This window comes from Nostoc sp. (assembly GCF_036916735.1).
Classification (GTDB): domain Bacteria; phylum Cyanobacteriota; class Cyanobacteriia; order Cyanobacteriales; family Nostocaceae; genus Nostoc.
On sequence record NZ_JBALFV010000111.1, the window covers coordinates 1 to 19,005 of the forward strand.

At 41.7% G+C, this 19,005-nt stretch carries 21 protein-coding genes and 1 pseudogene; 5 read left to right on the plus strand and 17 right to left on the minus strand.

The genetic code is table 11. The features are described 5' to 3' along the window. Positions 1-782 (plus strand): WD40 repeat domain-containing protein (locus V7L20_RS27785; protein WP_334747170.1); only part of this gene is annotated, 782 nt, incomplete at its 5' end. Positions 783-1,110: 328 nt separating this feature from the next. Here V7L20_RS27785 and V7L20_RS27790 read toward each other — a convergent pair. The 5 genes from V7L20_RS27790 to V7L20_RS27805 all read right to left on the minus strand — a co-directional run bounded on the left by V7L20_RS27790 (position 1,111) and on the right by V7L20_RS27805 (position 4,517). Further along, positions 1,111-2,118, minus strand: coding sequence for a phycobilisome rod-core linker polypeptide (locus tag V7L20_RS27790; RefSeq protein WP_334747171.1), 1,008 nt, complete (start codon positions 2,116-2,118; stop codon positions 1,111-1,113). Between the two features lie 463 nt (positions 2,119-2,581). After that, positions 2,582-2,920 carry a CpeR family transcriptional regulator gene (locus tag V7L20_RS27795; protein ID WP_334747172.1) on the minus strand — a complete coding sequence of 113 codons (339 nt, stop codon included), beginning with the start codon at positions 2,918-2,920 and terminating at the stop codon, positions 2,582-2,584. Next, positions 2,830-3,024, minus strand: coding sequence for a hypothetical protein (locus V7L20_RS32890; protein WP_442943650.1), 195 nt, complete (start codon positions 3,022-3,024; stop codon positions 2,830-2,832). Before V7L20_RS32890 ends, V7L20_RS27795 begins: the two co-directional genes overlap by 91 nt. 4 nt (positions 3,025-3,028) lie before the next feature. Further along, the gene (locus V7L20_RS27800) at positions 3,029-3,199 is read right to left on the minus strand and encodes a phycobiliprotein lyase (protein ID WP_334747173.1); all 171 of its coding nucleotides are present in this window, start codon (positions 3,197-3,199) and stop codon (positions 3,029-3,031) included. 397 nt (positions 3,200-3,596) lie between these two features. Beyond that, positions 3,597-4,517, minus strand: a complete 921-nt coding sequence (locus V7L20_RS27805; RefSeq protein WP_334747221.1) for an ATP adenylyltransferase family protein — start codon at positions 4,515-4,517, stop codon at positions 3,597-3,599. Between the two features lie 179 nt (positions 4,518-4,696). On the opposite strand from V7L20_RS27805, the gene V7L20_RS27810 reads away from it, so the two are divergent. Continuing rightward, positions 4,697-5,965 carry an HhoA/HhoB/HtrA family serine endopeptidase gene (locus V7L20_RS27810; RefSeq protein WP_334747174.1) on the plus strand — a complete coding sequence of 423 codons (1,269 nt, stop codon included), beginning with the start codon at positions 4,697-4,699 and terminating at the stop codon, positions 5,963-5,965. Positions 5,966-6,349: 384 nt separating this feature from the next. Beyond that, complete coding sequence (locus V7L20_RS27815) at positions 6,350-6,601, plus strand: hypothetical protein (RefSeq protein ID WP_334747175.1); 252 nt, start codon at positions 6,350-6,352, stop codon at positions 6,599-6,601. 277 nt (positions 6,602-6,878) lie between these two features. Here V7L20_RS27815 and aroF read toward each other — a convergent pair whose 3' ends face one another. The 4 genes from aroF to V7L20_RS27835 all read right to left on the minus strand — a co-directional run bounded on the left by aroF (position 6,879) and on the right by V7L20_RS27835 (position 10,854). Continuing rightward, entirely contained in the window at positions 6,879-7,937 is a 1,059-nt protein-coding gene (gene aroF, locus V7L20_RS27820) for a 3-deoxy-7-phosphoheptulonate synthase (protein ID WP_334747176.1), read from the minus strand. 319 nt (positions 7,938-8,256) lie between these two features. Continuing rightward, a complete protein-coding gene (locus V7L20_RS27825) occupies positions 8,257-8,727 on the minus strand; it encodes a PAM68 family protein (protein WP_334747177.1) in 471 nt (156 codons plus the stop codon). A gap of 12 nt (positions 8,728-8,739) precedes the next feature. Continuing rightward, entirely contained in the window at positions 8,740-9,009 is a 270-nt protein-coding gene (gene rpsO / locus V7L20_RS27830) for a 30S ribosomal protein S15 (RefSeq protein ID WP_334747178.1), read from the minus strand. 180 nt (positions 9,010-9,189) lie between these two features. Beyond that, positions 9,190-10,854, minus strand: a complete 1,665-nt coding sequence (locus V7L20_RS27835; protein WP_334747179.1) for an alpha-amylase family glycosyl hydrolase — start codon at positions 10,852-10,854, stop codon at positions 9,190-9,192. 727 nt (positions 10,855-11,581) lie between these two features. On the opposite strand from V7L20_RS27835, the gene V7L20_RS27840 reads away from it, so the two are divergent. Further along, a complete protein-coding gene (locus V7L20_RS27840) occupies positions 11,582-13,180 on the plus strand; it encodes an Hsp70 family protein (protein ID WP_334747180.1) in 1,599 nt (532 codons plus the stop codon). Between the two features lie 147 nt (positions 13,181-13,327). Here the strand turns inward: V7L20_RS27840 and V7L20_RS27845 are convergent, their stop codons facing one another. From V7L20_RS27845 to V7L20_RS27870, 6 genes and pseudogenes are all read right to left on the minus strand, one after another. Next, a complete protein-coding gene (locus V7L20_RS27845; protein WP_442943651.1) occupies positions 13,328-13,567 on the minus strand; it encodes a PIN domain-containing protein in 240 nt (79 codons plus the stop codon). Then, a complete protein-coding gene (locus V7L20_RS27850) occupies positions 13,560-13,850 on the minus strand; it encodes a type II toxin-antitoxin system prevent-host-death family antitoxin (RefSeq protein WP_334747182.1) in 291 nt (96 codons plus the stop codon). Before V7L20_RS27850 ends, V7L20_RS27845 begins: the two co-directional genes overlap by 8 nt. A gap of 116 nt (positions 13,851-13,966) precedes the next feature. Continuing rightward, a pseudogene (locus V7L20_RS27855) lies at positions 13,967-14,521 on the minus strand (Uma2 family endonuclease). 249 nt (positions 14,522-14,770) lie between these two features. Beyond that, positions 14,771-15,310, minus strand: a complete 540-nt coding sequence (locus V7L20_RS27860; RefSeq protein WP_334747183.1) for a L,D-transpeptidase — start codon at positions 15,308-15,310, stop codon at positions 14,771-14,773. A gap of 644 nt (positions 15,311-15,954) precedes the next feature. Further along, entirely contained in the window at positions 15,955-16,467 is a 513-nt protein-coding gene (locus tag V7L20_RS27865; protein WP_334747184.1) for a L,D-transpeptidase, read from the minus strand. A gap of 112 nt (positions 16,468-16,579) precedes the next feature. After that, positions 16,580-17,212, minus strand: a complete 633-nt coding sequence (locus tag V7L20_RS27870; protein ID WP_334747185.1) for a bifunctional 4-hydroxy-2-oxoglutarate aldolase/2-dehydro-3-deoxy-phosphogluconate aldolase — start codon at positions 17,210-17,212, stop codon at positions 16,580-16,582. Positions 17,213-17,542: 330 nt separating this feature from the next. Between V7L20_RS27870 and V7L20_RS27875 the strand changes: the two genes are divergently transcribed. After that, a complete protein-coding gene (locus V7L20_RS27875; RefSeq protein WP_334747186.1) occupies positions 17,543-17,824 on the plus strand; it encodes a hypothetical protein in 282 nt (93 codons plus the stop codon). A 424-nt stretch (positions 17,825-18,248) separates the two neighbouring features. On the opposite strand, the gene V7L20_RS27880 is transcribed toward V7L20_RS27875, so the two are convergent. Together V7L20_RS27880 and V7L20_RS27885 are read right to left on the minus strand one after the other, a co-directional pair. Then, positions 18,249-18,551 carry a muconolactone Delta-isomerase family protein gene (locus V7L20_RS27880; protein ID WP_334747187.1) on the minus strand — a complete coding sequence of 101 codons (303 nt, stop codon included), beginning with the start codon at positions 18,549-18,551 and terminating at the stop codon, positions 18,249-18,251. Positions 18,552-18,619: 68 nt separating this feature from the next. Beyond that, complete coding sequence (locus V7L20_RS27885) at positions 18,620-18,883, minus strand: hypothetical protein (protein WP_334747188.1); 264 nt, start codon at positions 18,881-18,883, stop codon at positions 18,620-18,622. Positions 18,884-19,005: the final 122 nt, after the last annotated feature.

The window sequence follows — 19,005 nt, forward strand, 5'->3', positions numbered from 1 at the left end:
ACGGCAAAACCATCGCCACGGCATCAGATGACAACACAGCGCGGTTGTGGACGTTCAATGGGCAACTGCTCACCGAATTCAAAGGGCATCAAGGCTATGTTAGGGGTGTAAGTTTTAGCCCGAACGGCAAAACCATCGCCACAGCATCAGCTGACAACACAGCGCGGTTGTGGACGCTCAACGGGCAACTGCTCACCGAATTCAAAGGGCATCAAGGCAGTGTCTTAAGTGTAAGTTTCAGCCCAGACGGCAAAACCATCGTCACGGCATCAGCTGACAACACAGCGCGGTTGTGGGCACTAAATGGGCAACTGCTCACCGAATTCAAAGGACATCAAGGCTATGTCTGGGGCGTAAGTTTTAGCCTGGATGGCAAAACCATCGCCACGGCATCAGCTGACAACACAGCGCGGTTGTGGACTCTCAACGGGCAACTGCTCACCGAATTCAAAGGGCATCAAGGCTATGTTAGGGGTGTGAGTTTTAGCCCGGATGGCAAAACCATCGCCACAGCATCAGCTGACAATACAGCGCGGTTATGGACGCTCAACGGGCAATTGCTCGCCGAATTCAAAAGGCATCAAAGCTGTGTCTTTAGTGTGAGTTTTAGCCCGGACGGCAAAACCATCGCTACGGCATCATCTGACAACATAGCCCGATTATGGCCTGTGGAGAATTTAGACCAATTGTTGGTGCGGGGTTGCAAGTGGCTGCATGATTATTTGCAGAATAATCCAAATGTGAGTGAGAGTGACAAGCGTCTCTATGATGATATTAAGTAAAAGCCAAGCGAGGTCTTGTGACAAGCCACTTTGCGTCTATGTATTTTTCCTGATTATTGCAGCCGATACACACTTTAGAGCTGATTAAACGTTTGGAAATTCTGCACCCAGAAGCGATCGCACAGGTAGATAGAGCAACTCAAATCAGTCTTGGTCTAGTGAAACTTTGAGGCAAGGTCTTACACAAGCTGAGTCAGCCTCTACGAACTTTCTAGAATTATCTCATGCGATGACTAAGGCGGTAAACTACGCTACGTTTTTAACTTTTGCAAAAGCGGTGCGTTAGCCTTTGATGTAACGCACCCGACAAAACTAAACAGTAGAGAAATTAGCCATTAAAAACGCGACTGCGCCACTTATTCAACCGGGCTTCTCCAATTGTGGCATACCGTTGAGCATCAGCAATTTGCTCTTGCAAAGCTGCAATCTGTTTTGCTTGCGCGTCAGCTTGCTGTTGCAAAGATGTATATTCGTTAGTGCTGCTAACGGAACTGGAAGACTGCGAACTAGTACTGAATTGTGTTGCACCGATGCTAGCAAAGGGTTGTAAGTCTGCTAGTTGCTGTTGCAAAGTTGCAATCTGGCTTTCTTGCTCTTTAATCTTTTGCTGCAAGGCTTGTTCAGCTGCTGTCTGAGCTGCAATAAACGGATTGACTGGAGCAGCAGTTTCTGGCTTTGGCTTGAATACTTCAGCTAGTAAAGCACTAACATCTGTGAGTTTCTGCCTACCATAAGGAGTGTTGGTAATTAGCGATCGCACCAGTTGAGGTTCATTATTAGTTGCTAAGTTCTTGTCACTGCTAGAATTGCTCCGCACCAGTTGCAGCATATTGGTAAATTCCAATATCTTTTTGCCCGTTTGAGTTTTATAACCTCGGTAATATGGCACTATGTTATCTCCAAAGGCATCTAGATACTCGTCGCTATCAAGATAAGAATCAATATCCGCCTCAAAACCATTCTCATCTAAAATGTTGCTGTGATATTTCGTCTCGGAGTAATCATCGGGAGCGCGACCCAGCAGGTGCTTGAAGTTCAGTTCAATCGCCCGGTAGCGGTAAACTTTATCAAAAAATCTCGAGCGATACAACTCTGATTTGGCAACCTGACGCACAAACTCACGGACATCGATTATACCTTGCTTGAGTTGGGATTCTGGAACGATCAGCCGCTCACTTTCCATAACGTAGGCATTACCTAACACTTGCCGATAAACTGCCCGAATTACAATTTCAATGTCATCAACTGAAGCATTAGTCCACAGTTCAATGGGTTCTGTTTGGGGAAATGCTTGATATTGGCGTCGTCTGGTTTCTTCGTCTAAGAAGATTTGCATACTTGGTTAGTGTGGGTAGGAGTGACTAATGGCTTTGAGGACGTTTGCTAAAAATCTCTATTTTTAAAGGTAATGGGAGCTAAGTATTTGTTAATGGTTATGTGGTACAGCTAATACCAATTCTTTGTGAAACTGCACAAAACCAAGCTTGGTAAGACTTGGGGCTTGAGCAAATTGTTGTAGAGCAACCTCATAGGTAATCGATAGATATAAGCACTAACAAATTTTAATTCCCTTTACAGTCAGGATTAATTTATCAAGTTTTGGGGAGTTTTTTAGTTACATTTTCTAACAAACTTAGACGGCTAACTGTTAATAAGTAATAGCTAATCATAGTAAACAATTAGCAATTAAACATTAACAATTAGCCGTCAACCCCCTTAGGGAGTATTTAAAATTCAAAACTTAATTTTGAATTGGAGTGTAGACGCCTGTCAGAAGGATTTCCGCAGGATAGTAACTCTCAAGCACGCTCATCAAATTTAGTGTATGTACTACCAGATTTAATCCAGTATTGTTTCAAAGTATGATGAGGCGTATGTAAACTAGCTTTTGCCTGATACAAAATGACTTGGCGATGATCCCCCATCCAAATTTTGTTAATGGGGTCAACGGATATTACTGTTCCTCCTAAAGAAGCGACACATTCAGAGAATCTTTCAATCGTGGTATATTCTACTGTCTCGAAAATAAAAAAGTTGCCTGAACAAATCAAGTGGCGACTGCGAATCCAGCAGCGCATCTTTTTTTCAGCTTGTGGAGGTAACATTTTAGATTCAACAGATTCAAGCTGAATCGACATAAAGCGCTCACCGCACATAAATCATCAGCAAAACTTTCCCGTTTTTCAAACCGCAAAGGGCCAGAGGTTGACCCGCATATTTGCTCGTGGGTTTCAATATCCATAGCTTTATCTAGATTTCTCCAAACAGATTTTTACCACCGCCGACTCCTCGACGGATAAAGGCTCAATGTCAGTGTTAGAAAGCACTTGCTCAAGGTGAGCGAATGCTAAACGATCGCTGCTATGGTGCGATCGCCATCGTCCAATTGAAAATTCCAAGAATTCAGTAATTTCCATTAGAAAGGTGGTTTGAAAAAGTAGCTTACAATCCAAAAGGTATCTTGACTAAAAAGTTATTCTCCCAGCCTAGATACTAGCTTTATTAATCATAACCGCATTCAGAAGTGCTAAGTCCTGTTAGCGAATAGCTATAATTGGGGTAGTGCTGAGTTAGGAGTACTGAGTTATTATTCTCGTTGTTCCCAGCCGCTTTTTTCTCTATACTTAGGCAAATCTAAGCAACTTCAGTGATACTGATGTTGTTGTGGGTAAATCTGCGTTTCCTAAACAAGGGGGAAAATTCAAAGTTTCTCTCTTTTTAAGGGAAAGATTTAGAGAGAGGTTTTCTAGATACTGTGAAAAGTCAGGTATATAATTTGATGCAAAGCCTTTTGTAGACATCGCATCAAGTTAATTAGCATACAGCAACACTCTTGAGGATAGTCATCGGGCCTTGAGCTTTGAGAATCTCCATTTCTGCTGCATTTTTCACTAGTAAAGCACCAGCGAATCCTAATGAATTCACAGAGATAGATTGGAAATGCTCTTGCGATCGCGCTACGATCAACATCCATTCTCGTGTCGCTAGCAAATTGTAAGCACCAGAACCCAGAGAATGTAGCAAAGTACGATAAACTTCTAAAGTTGCTTGTCCCCCTGCAAATGGCGATCGCACCCAATGGGGATTTAATGGTGCGAAAGCGTGTATAAAAGGAAGTTTTGGTATTGCGTTGGTAAAGCCCACCCTTGGCATAGCGGACACAACAGAAGGTATTGATTCCTGAAATTGTGCTGCTGTTAGCAGAGGTTCAATAGGTATCTGTGGCCCCGAAGGTGCAAGTGGTAGCGGTACTAATTGCAAGTGCTTATGTCGCTGACTCGCACCTGCGGTTTTACCACTGTTGTAAAATGCTAAACCATCGAAATCAGCTAAACATGCCCACATAGCCGCAAAATCTTCCAGAGTAAGTAAACTTTCTTGTTCCTCAAAAGCACGGGTGATGATTAGCAGGTGATAATCAACAACATTGAATTTATTCAAGATACATACATGTGTATCGGAAATATCCGCTACAAATAAATCTTCTTCATAGGGCAAAAAAGGATTAAACTCTTCACCAGAAGTAGCAGATTGTTTTTGGTGTTTTTCCTTAGCTGCTTTTTTGCGATTTAGGTTAGACAAAATCCGCACCAAAAAGCGCACGCCATCCTGTTCAACAAATTCAAATTCTGTCGGAATCGAGAGTAACGCACCGCATTGCAAAGCTTCTTCAGTTCGTTCTTTAACACTTGTCCATAAAGTGCCAGGTTTAAGTAAGATTTTCCCCTGTGCCATTTTTATCCTTTCAGACATAGTATAGAACATGCAGCGCTGTGCGCCTCTACAAATGACTATAATTCAAATACAGTTCGGTAAAATACCAAAGCTTTCACAACAATGCAATACTTCCGCAACAAAACTGTCACAAATCATATCTAAATTAGTAATACATCTAAATATCTTTCCAGACAGCAATGCAAAACGAATCTCGCGACAGAGAACACCCATCAAATAGCATTTCACACAACACTCCTGATACCAAATACCATAATCGAGCGCCCTGGAAAAAGGCTGCCGCCTCTCTATCGCTGGTGCTGCTGGGATCAGGTATGACATTCGCAGGCGGCTATATGGCTGCACACCCTCGCCAGGTGTCTGAAAGTGCATCTAATTTGGCACTGAGTCGAGTAAATGCTGCTCCTCCATTACCAGCCACCACAGATCCTAACTTTGTTACCAAGGTGGTGCAAAAGGTTGGCCCGGCTGTGGTGCGGATTGACTCTTCACGAACCGTAAAAACCCAGATACCAGATGAATTTAGCAACGATCCATTCTTCCAACGCTTTTTTGGCTCTCAACTACCAGATCAACAACAAGATCGGGTAGAACGGGGTACTGGTTCAGGTTTTATTATTAGTGCTGATGGTCGTATTCTCACCAACGCCCACGTAGTTGATGGTGCTGATACAGTAACAGTAACCCTTAAGGATGGGCGTAGTTTTAAAGGTAAGGTATTAGGTAAAGATGAGTTAACTGATGTTGCTGTTGTCAAGATTCAGGCGGACAATCTACCGTTAGTAGCCATAGGTAACTCAGATCAACTACAACCCGGAGAATGGGCGATCGCGATCGGCAACCCCCTTGGACTAGATAATACAGTAACTACCGGAATCATCAGTGCTACCGGACGCAGTAGCAATCTAATTGGCGCTCCTGATAAGCGAGTAGAGTATATTCAAACTGACGCAGCGATTAATCCCGGTAACTCCGGTGGCCCCCTGCTAAATTACCGTGGCGAGGTAATTGCCATGAATACAGCCATTATTCAAGGGGCACAAGGATTAGGCTTTGCTATTCCTATCAACACAGCTCAACGCATTTCCAGTCAACTAATAGCTACAGGCAAAGTAGAACATCCTTATCTGGGAATTCAGATGGTAGGGTTAACGCCTCAGCTAAAACAAAATATCAACTCAGATCCCAATAGCGGTTTGAGTGTGAATGAAGATAAAGGTGTATTAGTTGTGAAAGTTGTGCCAAATTCACCAGCTGCTAAAGCAGGGATACGTGCTGGGGATGTGATTCAAAAGCTTGGTGGGCAAACAGTCACAGATGCCAGCAGTGTTCAAAAAGCAGTAGAAAATAGCCAAGTCGGAGGCGATTTACGTATGGAATTACGTCGCAATGGGCAAAGTCTAAACATAGCTGTGCGACCTGGTGCTTTCCCTGCACAAGTACAATAATCGCTGTGGTGAACCGTTTTGAGGAATTTTTAGACATCTCAAAAAATGTAGAGACGTAGCAATGCTACGTCTCTACAAGGGTTATAAATAACGCATATTTAATTTCTGGATATGTCTTTTAAGTAGTAATATCAGCTTATAACTAAATTAAGGAAAACAAAGAAAGCTCAAAATTAAGCCGTCCTATCATTAGTAGTACGGCTTTTTTTATAGGTATATATTCAATACATTTCGGATATCTATGACATTAGTCACGGTTTAACTAATTACTTTTTTCACTAGTGTATAGCTCTTTTAGTTCCTATTATTTATTTATCAAAGAGATTAATCTTTTGTAAATAAATAATTTCTTTGATGTCAACATCGTAGAAAGGAAGTTTGCAAATGAGTATTAAAAGAATGCTTGCTACTGCATCGTTAATTTTACCAATTGCTATTACCTTTATTCCTTTCCAAGCTGATGCTCAGATCAGACGACCATTTAGGCGATCGGTTCCAGTTAGAATAATCAGACAACCATTGCGAGTTAGGGTTCATAGACCTCTTCAAGCGAGAAGGAGGATAGTGGTTCCTGGACGTTGGGTGCAAACAAATCGTGGTCGCCATTGGATACCTGCTCGCTCTGTATATAGATAAAAAAGTCCTACAATTGCAAAAAAATATTGTCCATCAATATTAATTGCAGATTTATTTTTTCATAGCTTTCGTAGTACTTAAAAATCCCCTTTAGAAATCTTCTAAAGGGGCATATTTCATCTGTACAATAAATAGGTCAGCATAATTAAAGATACGATAAAATCCAAATTTTTGATAAACTATTCATCGCTCATAGTCAGGTCTATCAGAACTAAAATCCTTACTACAAACTCGGAGTTATGCTGAGATATCTGATTATGATAGTTGCAACTGAATTTTAAGTCAGAGCTACTGCTGGTTGCTGCCAGCGTCCCACCGCCTTACCAATCACTGCTAACTCTTGCATCAAGTTATCGAAACGCTCTGGTGTCAGAGATTGGGGGCCATCAGATAAAGCTTTGGCAGGGTTGGGGTGAACCTCTATCATCAGGGAATCTGTGCCAGCTGCAATCGCAGCCATTGCCATTGAAGGCACAAACTCAGACCAACCTACGCCATGACTGGGGTCAATCATAATTGGCAGGTGAGTCAGCTTTCGCAATACTGGCACTACTGATAAATCCAGCGTATTCCGCGTATACTGGCGGTCAAAGGTGCGTATTCCCCTTTCACACAAAATCACATTGGCATTACCAGATGCCAGAATATACTCAGCTGCCATCAACCAATCTTCAATAGTAGCCGCCATTCCCCGCTTCAACAGAACTGGTTTTGGCTGCACTCCCACTTTTTTGAGCAAGGAGAAATTCTGCATATTCCTTGCCCCCACTTGGATTACATCAGCAATTTCCGCAATTTTATCCAGGTCAGCAGCATCCATCACTTCTGTAATAATACCTAGTCCGCTTACTTCCCGCGCCCTCGCTAACAAATCCAAAGCACTCTCGCCGTGTCCTTGGAAGGCGTAAGGTGAAGTCCGGGGTTTGTATGCCCCACCGCGCAAAAATTTAGCTCCAGCCGCCTTGACACGCCGTGCAGTCTCCACAATCATTTCTTCATTTTCTACGGAGCAAGGACCGGCAACGACTACCAAAGGCTGGTGTTCACCAAAGACCACCGCTCCATTGGGAGTATTAACCACCACTTTTGAAGCTTCGCCGTGACGGTACTGGCGGCTGGCTCGTTTGTAAGGCTGCTCTACCCGCAACACCTGCTCAATCCAAGGACTATGTTCCTGAATTTGTAGTGGATCTAAGCTGGCGGTTTCACCTACTAAACCAATAACTACTTTGTGTTGACCAATAATTTTTTCTGGAGTTAGCCCCCAGCTACTCAGTTCCTCTTCAATGCGGTTTATTTCCGCCTCTGGGGAACCACTTTTCATTACTATAATCATGTGAAGGTTCCTGATTATTAATTGAGTAAAATTTTCTGTAAATTGACTAACTTTATTGTTACTTATTAGTTTAATTACGAATAGTTAAAAACAAAATTTATTTACAAAATATAGCGCTCATTCAGTATATTCACTGCTCAATAACTGGATGTAGAGTAGAAAAATACATAATTTTAATTAGCAATGTTGAAGTTAAAATTTTATAACTTCAACATTCACTGGTTCGGCACTTCCTTCAAGTCGGAAAACCCGCCCAACGGAGTGCCTCACTTCTTCATTTACCCAATAGCGCAGTTATCTAATACCTGAGCGCCGTTAATTATGAGTTTTTTTGCCGAGTTTCGCGCCAAACTGCCACCATTCGTCCCCAATTGGTGTTGAACTCACCCAAACCCAGCAAACTTCCGACTCTTTCTTCATCCCAAGAGGCAGAAAGAACGCCATAAGTTATCCCTAAAACCCCTAAACCAAATAATCCCATGTTCACCAATAACACGGCGATGGGAGGTAGTTGGATTTTAGAGTAGATAGCAAGCAAATAGCTGACAACCAGGACGCTAATGCCCAAAGCTGTTGGTACACCACAGAACCCAGCTACTCGGCGGATCATGCGCTGGCTGACTACTTGGGGAATAGCCATCTCTTGTTTGGTGTAAGGCCGTTTTTTATCAGCCTGTTTGCCAGATTCTTCTGGCTGTGCTGCTGGTTTACTTTGAGTTTTTGCGGGTTTTTGGCGCTTTTTGTTTGGTTCAAAGGGCAAGCGACTGCGTTCAGATTCTTCAGCAGACATAAGCGGTAATCCCTATCCACGAATACCGAGACGAGTAATCAAAGCTTGATATTTTTCCCGGCTTTCCTGGGATATATAAGCTAGAAGACGCTTGCGCTGACCAATTAGCTTTAACAGTCCCCGCCGGGAAGAATGGTCTTTTTTATTTGCCTGGAGATGTTCACTGAGGCGGTTAATCCGCTCAGTTAGCATGGCAACTTGGACATCGGCCGAACCAGTGTCGGTTTCGTGAACTTGGTAGTTGGAAATTATTTCTTGTTTCCGCAGTTGCGTCAGAGCCATGATCGATTCAATTTCTAGTTTTTGTAAATGTATGTAGCAGTCTCCCATAATATCACAGCCATCAAGGTGGATGTAGAATCATATTTGCTGCCGCGCCTTGCCCTCTAGGAGACTAAGTAACTCAAAACCCAGACTTCAGTATCCTCTGGTAGTAGACGCCCTACTCAAAGACTACAACTGCTAAACATATATTTTAGCTGTATAGCTTGGCAAGTCAGTGACTAAAACATCTTTTTCAACTTCCACCTTTGAATTCGTAAGCCAATCTCGCCAATATTCAGCAGAGGGGAAGTTTGAAATCTTATATTTATTTAGATTCTGGTCGGAGAAATTTGCTACAACAACCACACGAGAATTCTGCTCATTACATCGGGTATAAGCCAGCACTTTATCATTAGCATTTTCATAGAAAAACTCTATATTATCACTTTGCAAGGCTAGATTCTGCTTGCGTAGAGCAATGAGTTTTTGATAATACTCAAATAAATTATGATTCTGGTCGCCTGAGAACAAAGACCAATTAATTTTCTGTGGCTTAGTTACATCTTCGCTTTTTTGCTGATATTCGCCAAACTCTTCTCCCATCCACAGCATTGGTATACCCATCGCTGTCATTAAGAGAACGGCTGCTAACTTTGCTTGCCTAAATGCATCTGCGTCAAAGATACCGCGATCGCCTAATTCTCGCAATAAATGTTCGCGATCGTGGGTTGCCAAATAATTTATCACATTTGTGGTAGTTGCATAACCTTGACGCTTGGGATCTAAAATTTGTTTTAGTTGGTCTAATTTAAATGTTTCTCCACAAATATATGGAACTATAAAGTACCGAAAACTTTCATGCCAACAAGCATCTAATGGACCATCTGGATTGACTACAGTTTTTGTATCGGGAATATGTTCAGCAATATTGTAAAACTGCTTGGGTGCAGCATGGTGTTTCCCCTGCTTTGCCAGCCAGTCTAGAAATTCAAAGTTAGCCAATTGACGCACCGCATCAAAACGAATTCCATCAATGTGATACTCCTGAATCCAAAATTGCACCACATCACCGACGTATTTCCATGCAGGCTTAACGTTTAACTTTTCATCATAATTATCATAGTTAAACTCTGGCCCCCAATAATTATCTGGATCTTCGGGATAATGCATGTGTTCATAATACCAGTAATTCCGGTCAATCAGCATTAACGGACATTCTTCATCTGTGTGATTATAAATTCCATCTATAAAAACCCGAATGCCTCTAGCATGACACTCATCTATTAATCGTTTTAAATCTTCTGTTGAACCATAACTAGATTCTGTAGCAAAGAAGTGACGCACTTTATAGCCCCAGTTATAGTTCCCAGGGTATTCATTAACTGGCATTAATTCAATTGCATTAACTCCCAATTCAACCAGATAATCTAACTTGGCAATTATCCCTAAATATTTGCCTCGTTTATCAAACCCAACTTCATCACCAGAAAAATCTGCAACGTGCATTTCATATATAACTAATTCGCAATTTTTAGCTAGTGGTTTTTCGTCGTGTTGCCAAACGTAAGTATCAATAATTCTTTGCCCATTTTTAATCCGCATTATGCTGGATTTTTCTGTTTCATTAACATCTGTTGCTTTAGGATCAATAACTTCTACCCATTCATCAATTGCAAAATTCGGACTTTTGCTTTGAACGCAAAATTTATATTGATAAATTCCATCTTCAAGCTTTACTTGAGTGCGAAAATAGCCATCTTCACTTTTTTTCATTGGAATTTCTTTCCACTCAGAAAAAGACCCAGTTAAAGCAGCTCCTTTATTACGAGGAGCAAACAATGTAAAATCAATTAAACTTCCCATTTTCTAAATCTTCCTGTCAGCAAATATGATCATAAAAACATTAAGTAAGTGGATAGAATAAATCAAACTACAGCAGTTTTTTTTTGCATTAAGTACAAAGATGCGTGTTTTGAGGCAGAAGGCAGGAGGCAGATGTAGAAACTGTTTATATTTGATTTAGAGTCCGTTGACTGTTCACTGATTTAATTTTACCCACTTACTTAGGAACAAGAATTAAATAACATACAATTTATATCCCTAGCTTACCTCACCCTCAATCCCTCTCTTTATAAAGGAGAGGGAAGCTAGATACAGGACAAAGTTTTGCATTTTATTTAATCCACGTTCTTTAGCACTGGCTCAGTAAATCGACCTTTCTCAGACCTTTTGAGAGGTTACTTCCTTCCGACTAGCTATACATCTATCTTTAGATAGTTGGATAATTTGGTGAAATATAGCAGTCCTAAATCATCTGGGAAAATTATATATCTCTTGCTTCTTTCTTCCCTTAGCGTTCTTCTCTAACGACAGGCTACGCGAAAGCGCACCGTTTTGTACGCACAGCGTCCTATAGGGAAGGAAAGGCGGTTCGTTTCCTTATCTATATTTTTATCTATATTTTTCACGACTCATTTATGGAATACAAAGAAGCGAGCGTCTGGGTGCATTTGCATTCTTGGTGGCTTATAGAGAATAATCACAAATAAAGTAACTTTGGCATCTTTGTACGAGATAGTAAATATAAAATATGGCGATCGCAATCGATTTTGGTACTAGCAACACAGTCATTGCTCGTTGGAACCCCGTAACCCAACAGCCAGAAACCTTGAATCTACCAGGTTTATCAATTAAACAAAGTCTCAATCCACCACTGATTCCCAGCTTGGTTTATGTCGAAGATGCAACAAAAAATCAAATCTTAGTAGGACAACAAGTACGCGATCGCGGTCTTGACCTCAAAGGCGAAACGCGATTTTTCCGCAGCTTCAAACGGGGTATTGGTGCAGATATCCAAGGTTTCTTACCCGAACTAGATGGGCAATTTGTCACCTTTGAGCAAGTAGGGCAATGGTTCCTCACCCAAGTAATTGAAGAACTAGCTCCCCTGGAAGGGGGGTTAGATTCTCTAGTTTTAACTGTACCTGTAGACAGTTTTGAAGCCTATCGTCACTGGTTAGGAACAGTTTGTCAAACCCTCCCCGTCGAACAAGTGCGGATGCTAGATGAACCTACAGCAGCCGCCTTGGGTTATGGCTTGGCAGATCAAGAAATTCTCTTGGTGATTGACTTTGGCGGTGGCACTCTGGATTTATCACTTGTTCGATTGGATCAAGGCGTGCAAGCAACCACAAAACCGCTCGGATTTCTTCTCAAGTGGGGTAATAAGTCTCTAGCTGAAGATTCAAAACAAAAAGTTAAAACAGCCCGTGTGCTGGCTAAAGCTGGGCAAAATTTGGGCGGTACTGATATTGATAATTGGTTGGTAGATTACTTTGCCAAAACTCAAGAATTGGCAATCAGTCCGTTGACAACAAGATTGGCAGAACGGGTAAAAATTCAGCTATCTACCCAAAACCAAGCTAGTGAAGTTTATTTTGACGATGAGACATTTGAAAGCTATGAACTGGAATTAAACCGCGATACTTTTGAAAATATTCTTAAAGAACATGCATTTTTTGAGTTACTAGATGAGTCAATGACGACACTGTTGCAGCAAGCAAGACGGCAAGGAATAGAACTTCCAGATATTAATGCAGTTTTGTTAGTTGGTGGGACAGTGCAATTGCCAGCAGTGCAGACATGGATAAAACAGTATTTTGAGCCAGAAAAAATTCGTTGCGAACGTCCCTTTGAAGCGATCGCTCAAGGTGCATTACAGTTAGCACAAGGCATCCAAATCAAAGACTTTTTGTATCATAGTTATGGTATCCGCTACTGGGATCGTCGCAATCAGCGTCACAAATGGCATTCTCTGATTAAAGCTGGACAGGCATATCCAATGACTCAGCCAGTGGAATTAGTCTTAGGCGCTTCTGTAGAAAATCAGCCCAGCATTGAACTAATTATGGGAGAATTGGGAGCAGATACGGGTAGTACTGAAGTTTATTTTGATGGCGATCGCTTGATTACGCGCCGTATGGACAATACTGAAACCAGTGTCAAACCCCTTAACGATCAAGAAGGCGCAAGGACAATTGCCCAACTGACACCAGCCGGATATCCTGGAAGCGATCGGATAAAAATTCTTTTTCAAGTTGATGAGCAACGCTTTTTGCGAATCACCGTTGAAGACTTATTAACGAATGATACGCTGTTGGAAAATCAACTTGTGGCACAGTTAAGTTAATTAACTAAAAGGATTTAAAAGTGGGATACCGCAACCTTTGAAATCCCGGATGTTGCGCGTTACTAAAGTCAGTTGATCAATTTGAGCAGTAGCAGCAATCATCATATCTGCTTGGGTGTGTGTTTTCCCACTTAATCTGAGTTGACCTCACAATTCACCAGAGCGCTTGGCAATTTCAATGGTGATAGGCAATACTTGAGAGTTATTTTCCAAAAAGTTCTCAAACCATATTTGAATTCTAGGGTTAGGCTTGAATGTCAGTCCGTAAAAGATTTCTTCAACGGTGATTGCACTCAGAACTATTGAAGAAACTCTTTCTGCCCATTTCAGTACACCAGAGTTAGGTTGCAGTCTTACTAATTCGCTGATAATGTTAGTGTCACCCAAAAAAGTCATCAATGGCATCAGCGAAAGGGTTTAGACGGTCTTGGCGGGAGGGTACTTCGAGAATATAATCTTCTTCAGCAGCTATCTGACGTACTTCTTTGAAAACATCAGCTAAAGAAAACTTTTCGCGCTGCTTGCGCCACCTCAAGAATTCCTCAAACATCTCAGCTTCAACAACAACAGCTACCAGTTCATTTCGGTTGTAGATGAGTTGCGGTTCTTTAGTTACTGCATGAATTAGTTCGGAGAACTTCTGTTTCGCTTCTGCAATTCTCCAGTTCATTCCCCTACCTATTTTATTCATAATCATGTCTATTATATAGGACTAATATTTGATTTCTAAAAAAGCTAGCTACAACTCGAAAAGCCTAATTCCCAGTAAAGAGTCCCCAGTCTCCTCTACCCACCCATCTTTAACCATCCAAAAACTTGATTGACGGTTAGTGCAAGTTGAATTCTGGTAATACAGGCAAAAAATCTTCTCCCTGGAGTAACACTGGTTGTTGCTCTGGTAGAAATACTAAAATCATCAGGGTCAAGAAACCATCCAAGGCGGCTACCATACTTTAGACAGTAGAGAATGTTGCCAATTACTTTGTTAGGTTTTTGTTCTGGCGAAAGAATTTCAATCGTCCAGTCTGGTGGAAGTTCAAAATTATCAGGTACTTCATTATCAACGGTGAATGGTATGCGTCTCCATTGAAATACAGCTACATCAGGTACAATTGAGCGTTCCCCAAAGCTACACCGTAATTCAGGAAATGCATAGGCAATTTTCTCAGTTTCTGTAACTTCATTAACAACACCACTGAGTTTGCCTTGCAAGCGGCTGTGTCTCCCGTTCGGCATTGGCTTAGGAATAATCTCACCCTTAATATATTCACTCGCAGGCTTTGTTTCTGGAAGCTTCAGAAACTCCTTCAGGGTAAGTAGTTGAGTAGTTGAGTAGCTCATAGCTCCTAAATCCCTCGAAGATGTGTTTGTAGTCTAGCAATAATGTACGATGTGTTACACTCGGCAATTCTTACCTGGATTTATAAACAGGTAAGAATTGCCGCATTAATTCATCTTTACCATAATTTGTAATTGGAACTCCTAATTACGAATTACGTAAAGCCTGCGGCATAGCTTTGCTTAGAGCGTAGCGGTAGCGAGTCTACGAGCGTCATTATGTAGCTTCTCACCGGAGGCGAGTATTACGAATTATTTCCGCACCACTACTAAAGTTCCCGTTGAAGCCCAGTTGTAAAGATTGCGAGCTTGCTTAACAGGTAAATTTACGCAACCGTGGCTAACTGGAGTTCCAAAACGATTATGCCAGTAAGCACCGTGGATGGCATAGCCTCTGTAGAAATACATTGTGTAAGGAACATCAGGAATATTATAGTCCCTGCCTCGCATTCGGTGAGTGCGATACTTAGAATTAATCCGAAATCTACCTATGGGTGTGGGGGTCGATCGCTTGCCTCCAGAAATGCGGTATGAATAAATAAGTCTTTTACCTTCCCATGCACGTAAACGTTGCTCTGACAAGTCAATTTCAATCCAGCGAGATTGAGATGTTTGCCTGATATTAAATGCAATGATACCGTTTTCATCCACTGACGCGGCTGTTGCTGTAGTAAAGTTGGGTGTACCTGCTAAAGGTGATGACCAAGAAAATAGAGTTGCCCCCATCAGCGCCACGCCTGTACAAAAAGTTCCTAAAAAACGAATTCTACGACTGCCAATCCAAGATTGCATTATGCCTCACCTTCTAAACTACGCAAAAATTATGAAGTGAAGTAATTTTCTGGAAACTACAAATTTCCAGGTAGACTACTCGCTTCCGGTTGAGGATTTACGCAATTCATCCGCTAATGCTTTTCAAAACAAGTCCTAAGCTAATCTGCATCCAATTTGCACATTTGTCATTTGTCCTTAATTAAATGATGAGTTCTAATTAATGCTCAATGACTAATACTTCTCTTCTTAGGCTGCGCCTTAAGCGTAGCTATGCCGCAGGCTTTACGACTACGGTTCATCGAGCGTACCCGTACGGGGAAGCAAGCTACGCGTAGCGTCTCCTAGAGAAGTCGAGATGCTCAGTACAAGTGACCAATGATTAATTACAAAGGATACCTTTACAAAAAATCTGTCATTGAAATGCCTAAATACAAATTTTCCCCAAATTTATATTTGCATTTTTAATTTCATACAGTAATTGTCAGGATTTACGCTTATTATTTTGGGCAAATCGTTAAATGCCCTCTTATTTATTTTATTTCAAATTCAGTAATTCCGACTCCGAAGATTCCCAGCATAAAATATTGCTGGGAATCACTCAATTGTCTTGATTTGTTGTTATTAATGATTTTCTCTAAATTGCTTTTTGGTTACTTCAACTACTATTTTTGGATAACTACTGGTGTCCCTACGGATGCCCACTCAAATAACCATTTAGCATGTTTAGGTGCGAGATTTACACAGCCGTGGCTGACTGGAGTGCCAAACCTTTTATGCCAGTAAGCACCGTGAATACCGTAATTACCTTGGTAAAACATCACATAAGGAACGTTGGGAACATTGTAGTTTTCTCCCTGCATCCGCGTAGTTTTAAACTTGGATTGAATTGTAAAAGTACCAACAAGAGTGGGAGTAGCTTTTTTGCCAGAGGAAATAGCACTGCCATAAACCACTGTGTCACCTTCCCAAGCTATTAATCGTTGCTTTGAAAGATCAATTTGAATCCAGCGCTGATCTGATTGTTGTAATGTCTGGATTTTTTGTGCAATCACTTGATCTTTAGTATTTGCCCAAACTTCACTTGTTCTAGTAGTAGTAAAAACACTTAAAGACAGTGCTGTACCAGTAATAAGTATTTTGAAGTGACGCACCCAGTTAGGATATAGTTTTTTCATTTTAGATATACTCACACTCAAATCATGGGGTCTTGAGAAACTTATCAGTTTTCACTTTTGTTTCCCTATCTATTACTTTAATAGACGTGAACTTTTGATATTTGATTCTAAGTTAACTTAACTGTTGTATCAGCTTTCTTGCCCCAGATGCGATCGCTGACCAATTCCCTTCTGTGACAAGCTTTTTGGGAAATAATTCCCCGCTCAAACCTACAGCGATCGCTCCAGCTTGTAAAAATTCTTTGGCATTTTCTAAAGTAACGCCGCCAGTAGGAATTAAGGGAATCTGACCTAGTGGCCCTTGCAAACTTTTAATATAATCTACCCCTCCCACCGCTTGTACGGGAAACACTTTTACACAATTAGCGCCCTGACTCCAGGCGGTAACAATTTCTGTTGGAGTCAGAGCTCCTGGGATAATAGGCACATTTTTTTCTTGTGCTATTTGAATCATGGCGGAGTCAATATGGGGTGTGAAGAGGAATTGCGCCCCAGATGCGATCGCTTCTTCTAGCTGCTGCACATTGAATAGCGTACCAGTGCCAATAGTACAAGCTGGTAATTCCGAACGTAGTCGAGTGATTAATTCCCCAGCACCAGCGCTATTCCAGGTAATCTCAATTAACTGCATTCCCCCAGATGCTACAGCCATTGCCATTTGCTCTCCCACTTCGATTTTTGGGGCGCGGATGACTGCGATCGCACGATGTTTTTGCAATTGTGATAACCAAATTTGATTAGGCATTTTGACTGGAAATTAGGGATGGAAGACTTGTACTGAGCATCTCGACTTCTCTACGAGACGCTACGCATAGCTTGCTTCCCCGTAGGGGTATGCTCGATGGAACCGTAGTCGAAGTATTAGGGATGATGGATTAGAGATTGGGCTAATACAAGCAAATTTTCCCAACTCAAGTCCTCATTCCCCAATACAAGCGTGACACAGTAACAGCGATCGCCTCTCAAGCTTGCTTCTTGTATCAAGTTATGAGATATTATAAACAACATAAAATCTATCGACTTAACGTAGTTTAAATTAAATACCTCAGCCTTTAGAACTAAAGGAGTAATTAAAATGACAATTTCACGACAAAACCCAGCAGGATATTTACCAATTAGCATTCATGCTTCCAAAAGCATGGAAATAGGCAGTCTGTCGAAGCTTGTCCGACTAGGTGCAGTACAAGTAAACGGATATTGGTGGCGTACTAAGGCATACGGAACAATTTTAGGAGTTATGTTGCTAACCTTGGTAAGTCTGATTTTCCTAAGTATGCATTGGTCTTATCGCCGACTGTTGCCATTTTTCAGCCATCGAGTCATTAGATATCTGGTGAAAAAGAATGTAGAGACGTAGCATTGCTACACCTCTACAAGGGTTCTGAGTAACGCATATTTAATTGGGTGCGGCTCTTTTAAAAAGAGGAAGAATAAAGTTAGACAACCATTGGGAGTGATGGTGGAGTATAGAGCAGCGAACTTGAGTTACCCGCCTCATCAAAAGAACACCATCAAAATACAACAACAGATGATTACGCTCATATTCTTGCCCTGATGATTGTTTCAAAAGCTTATGAGGACAAAATCAATAGTTCTGTGCCTGTTCAGGACAGTAATCAACCAGTTCAAAAATTAAAAGCGGAAAACGCTTAATAGTACTCTTGGTAAAAGGTCTATTTACGGGTAAGTCTGTCTACTCCTCTGTCGCCTGTGTCTAGTTCTGTCTAGATTGTCCAAGAGTCTGGTTTAGGTTAATTTCTATAGTATGCTGGTCGCAACAATTAGACGGACTTCTTCGCGAATGCTGGATACGGCGCGAGCGGCAAAATTTGGTAGTCAGCGTAATCAACCTTGATTAGCGGAAAGCTGTCGATCATGTTTTGCAGATGCTCTGGTGACTCCGCTTCAAAGAGAACGGCTGCGCCACGGTTTTTCGTGTCCAGCGCCCACACTTGACGCAGACCTCCCTGTGCGTAAAGGACTTGCGCTTGCGCCTGCTCTTCGAGTTCCCGTTTTTGGAAGTCAGAGGGCATTCCGTCAGTCTGGAATTTCTGTTTGGGTGTGAAGATAACAAGATATTGCATATATCACCTCTAGTTCGCCACAAGTATTGCCAGTAACCGGATGGGCTCTTTGGCTCAAAGTCTTTGCATTAGATATTTTGCGTGTATGCGGGGTCTGGTTTCAGCGGAAAAACTTGATAGTCGACGTAATCAGTCTTCACATTCGGGAAGCTATCGATCATCCCTTGCAAATGCTGAGTTGAATCGGCCTCAAAAATACAAGCCGCACCATGCTGTTTTGAGCCCAACTGTTCTAAGTCCAGCTCCCAAGATTGGCGAAGCAGCCCTTGCGCGTAGAGAACCTGACCCTGCACCAACTCTTTAACGTGTTCCTCCTTGAAATCGGCGGGCATCCCTTCAGTTTCAAATTTCTTTTTGGTCCTTAAGATTACGAGATATTGCATATGTCACCTTTATTTAGCTTGCTTAATTGTGAAAACCGGACAAAAAAGGAGGCATACCGTCTGGTCAAGCA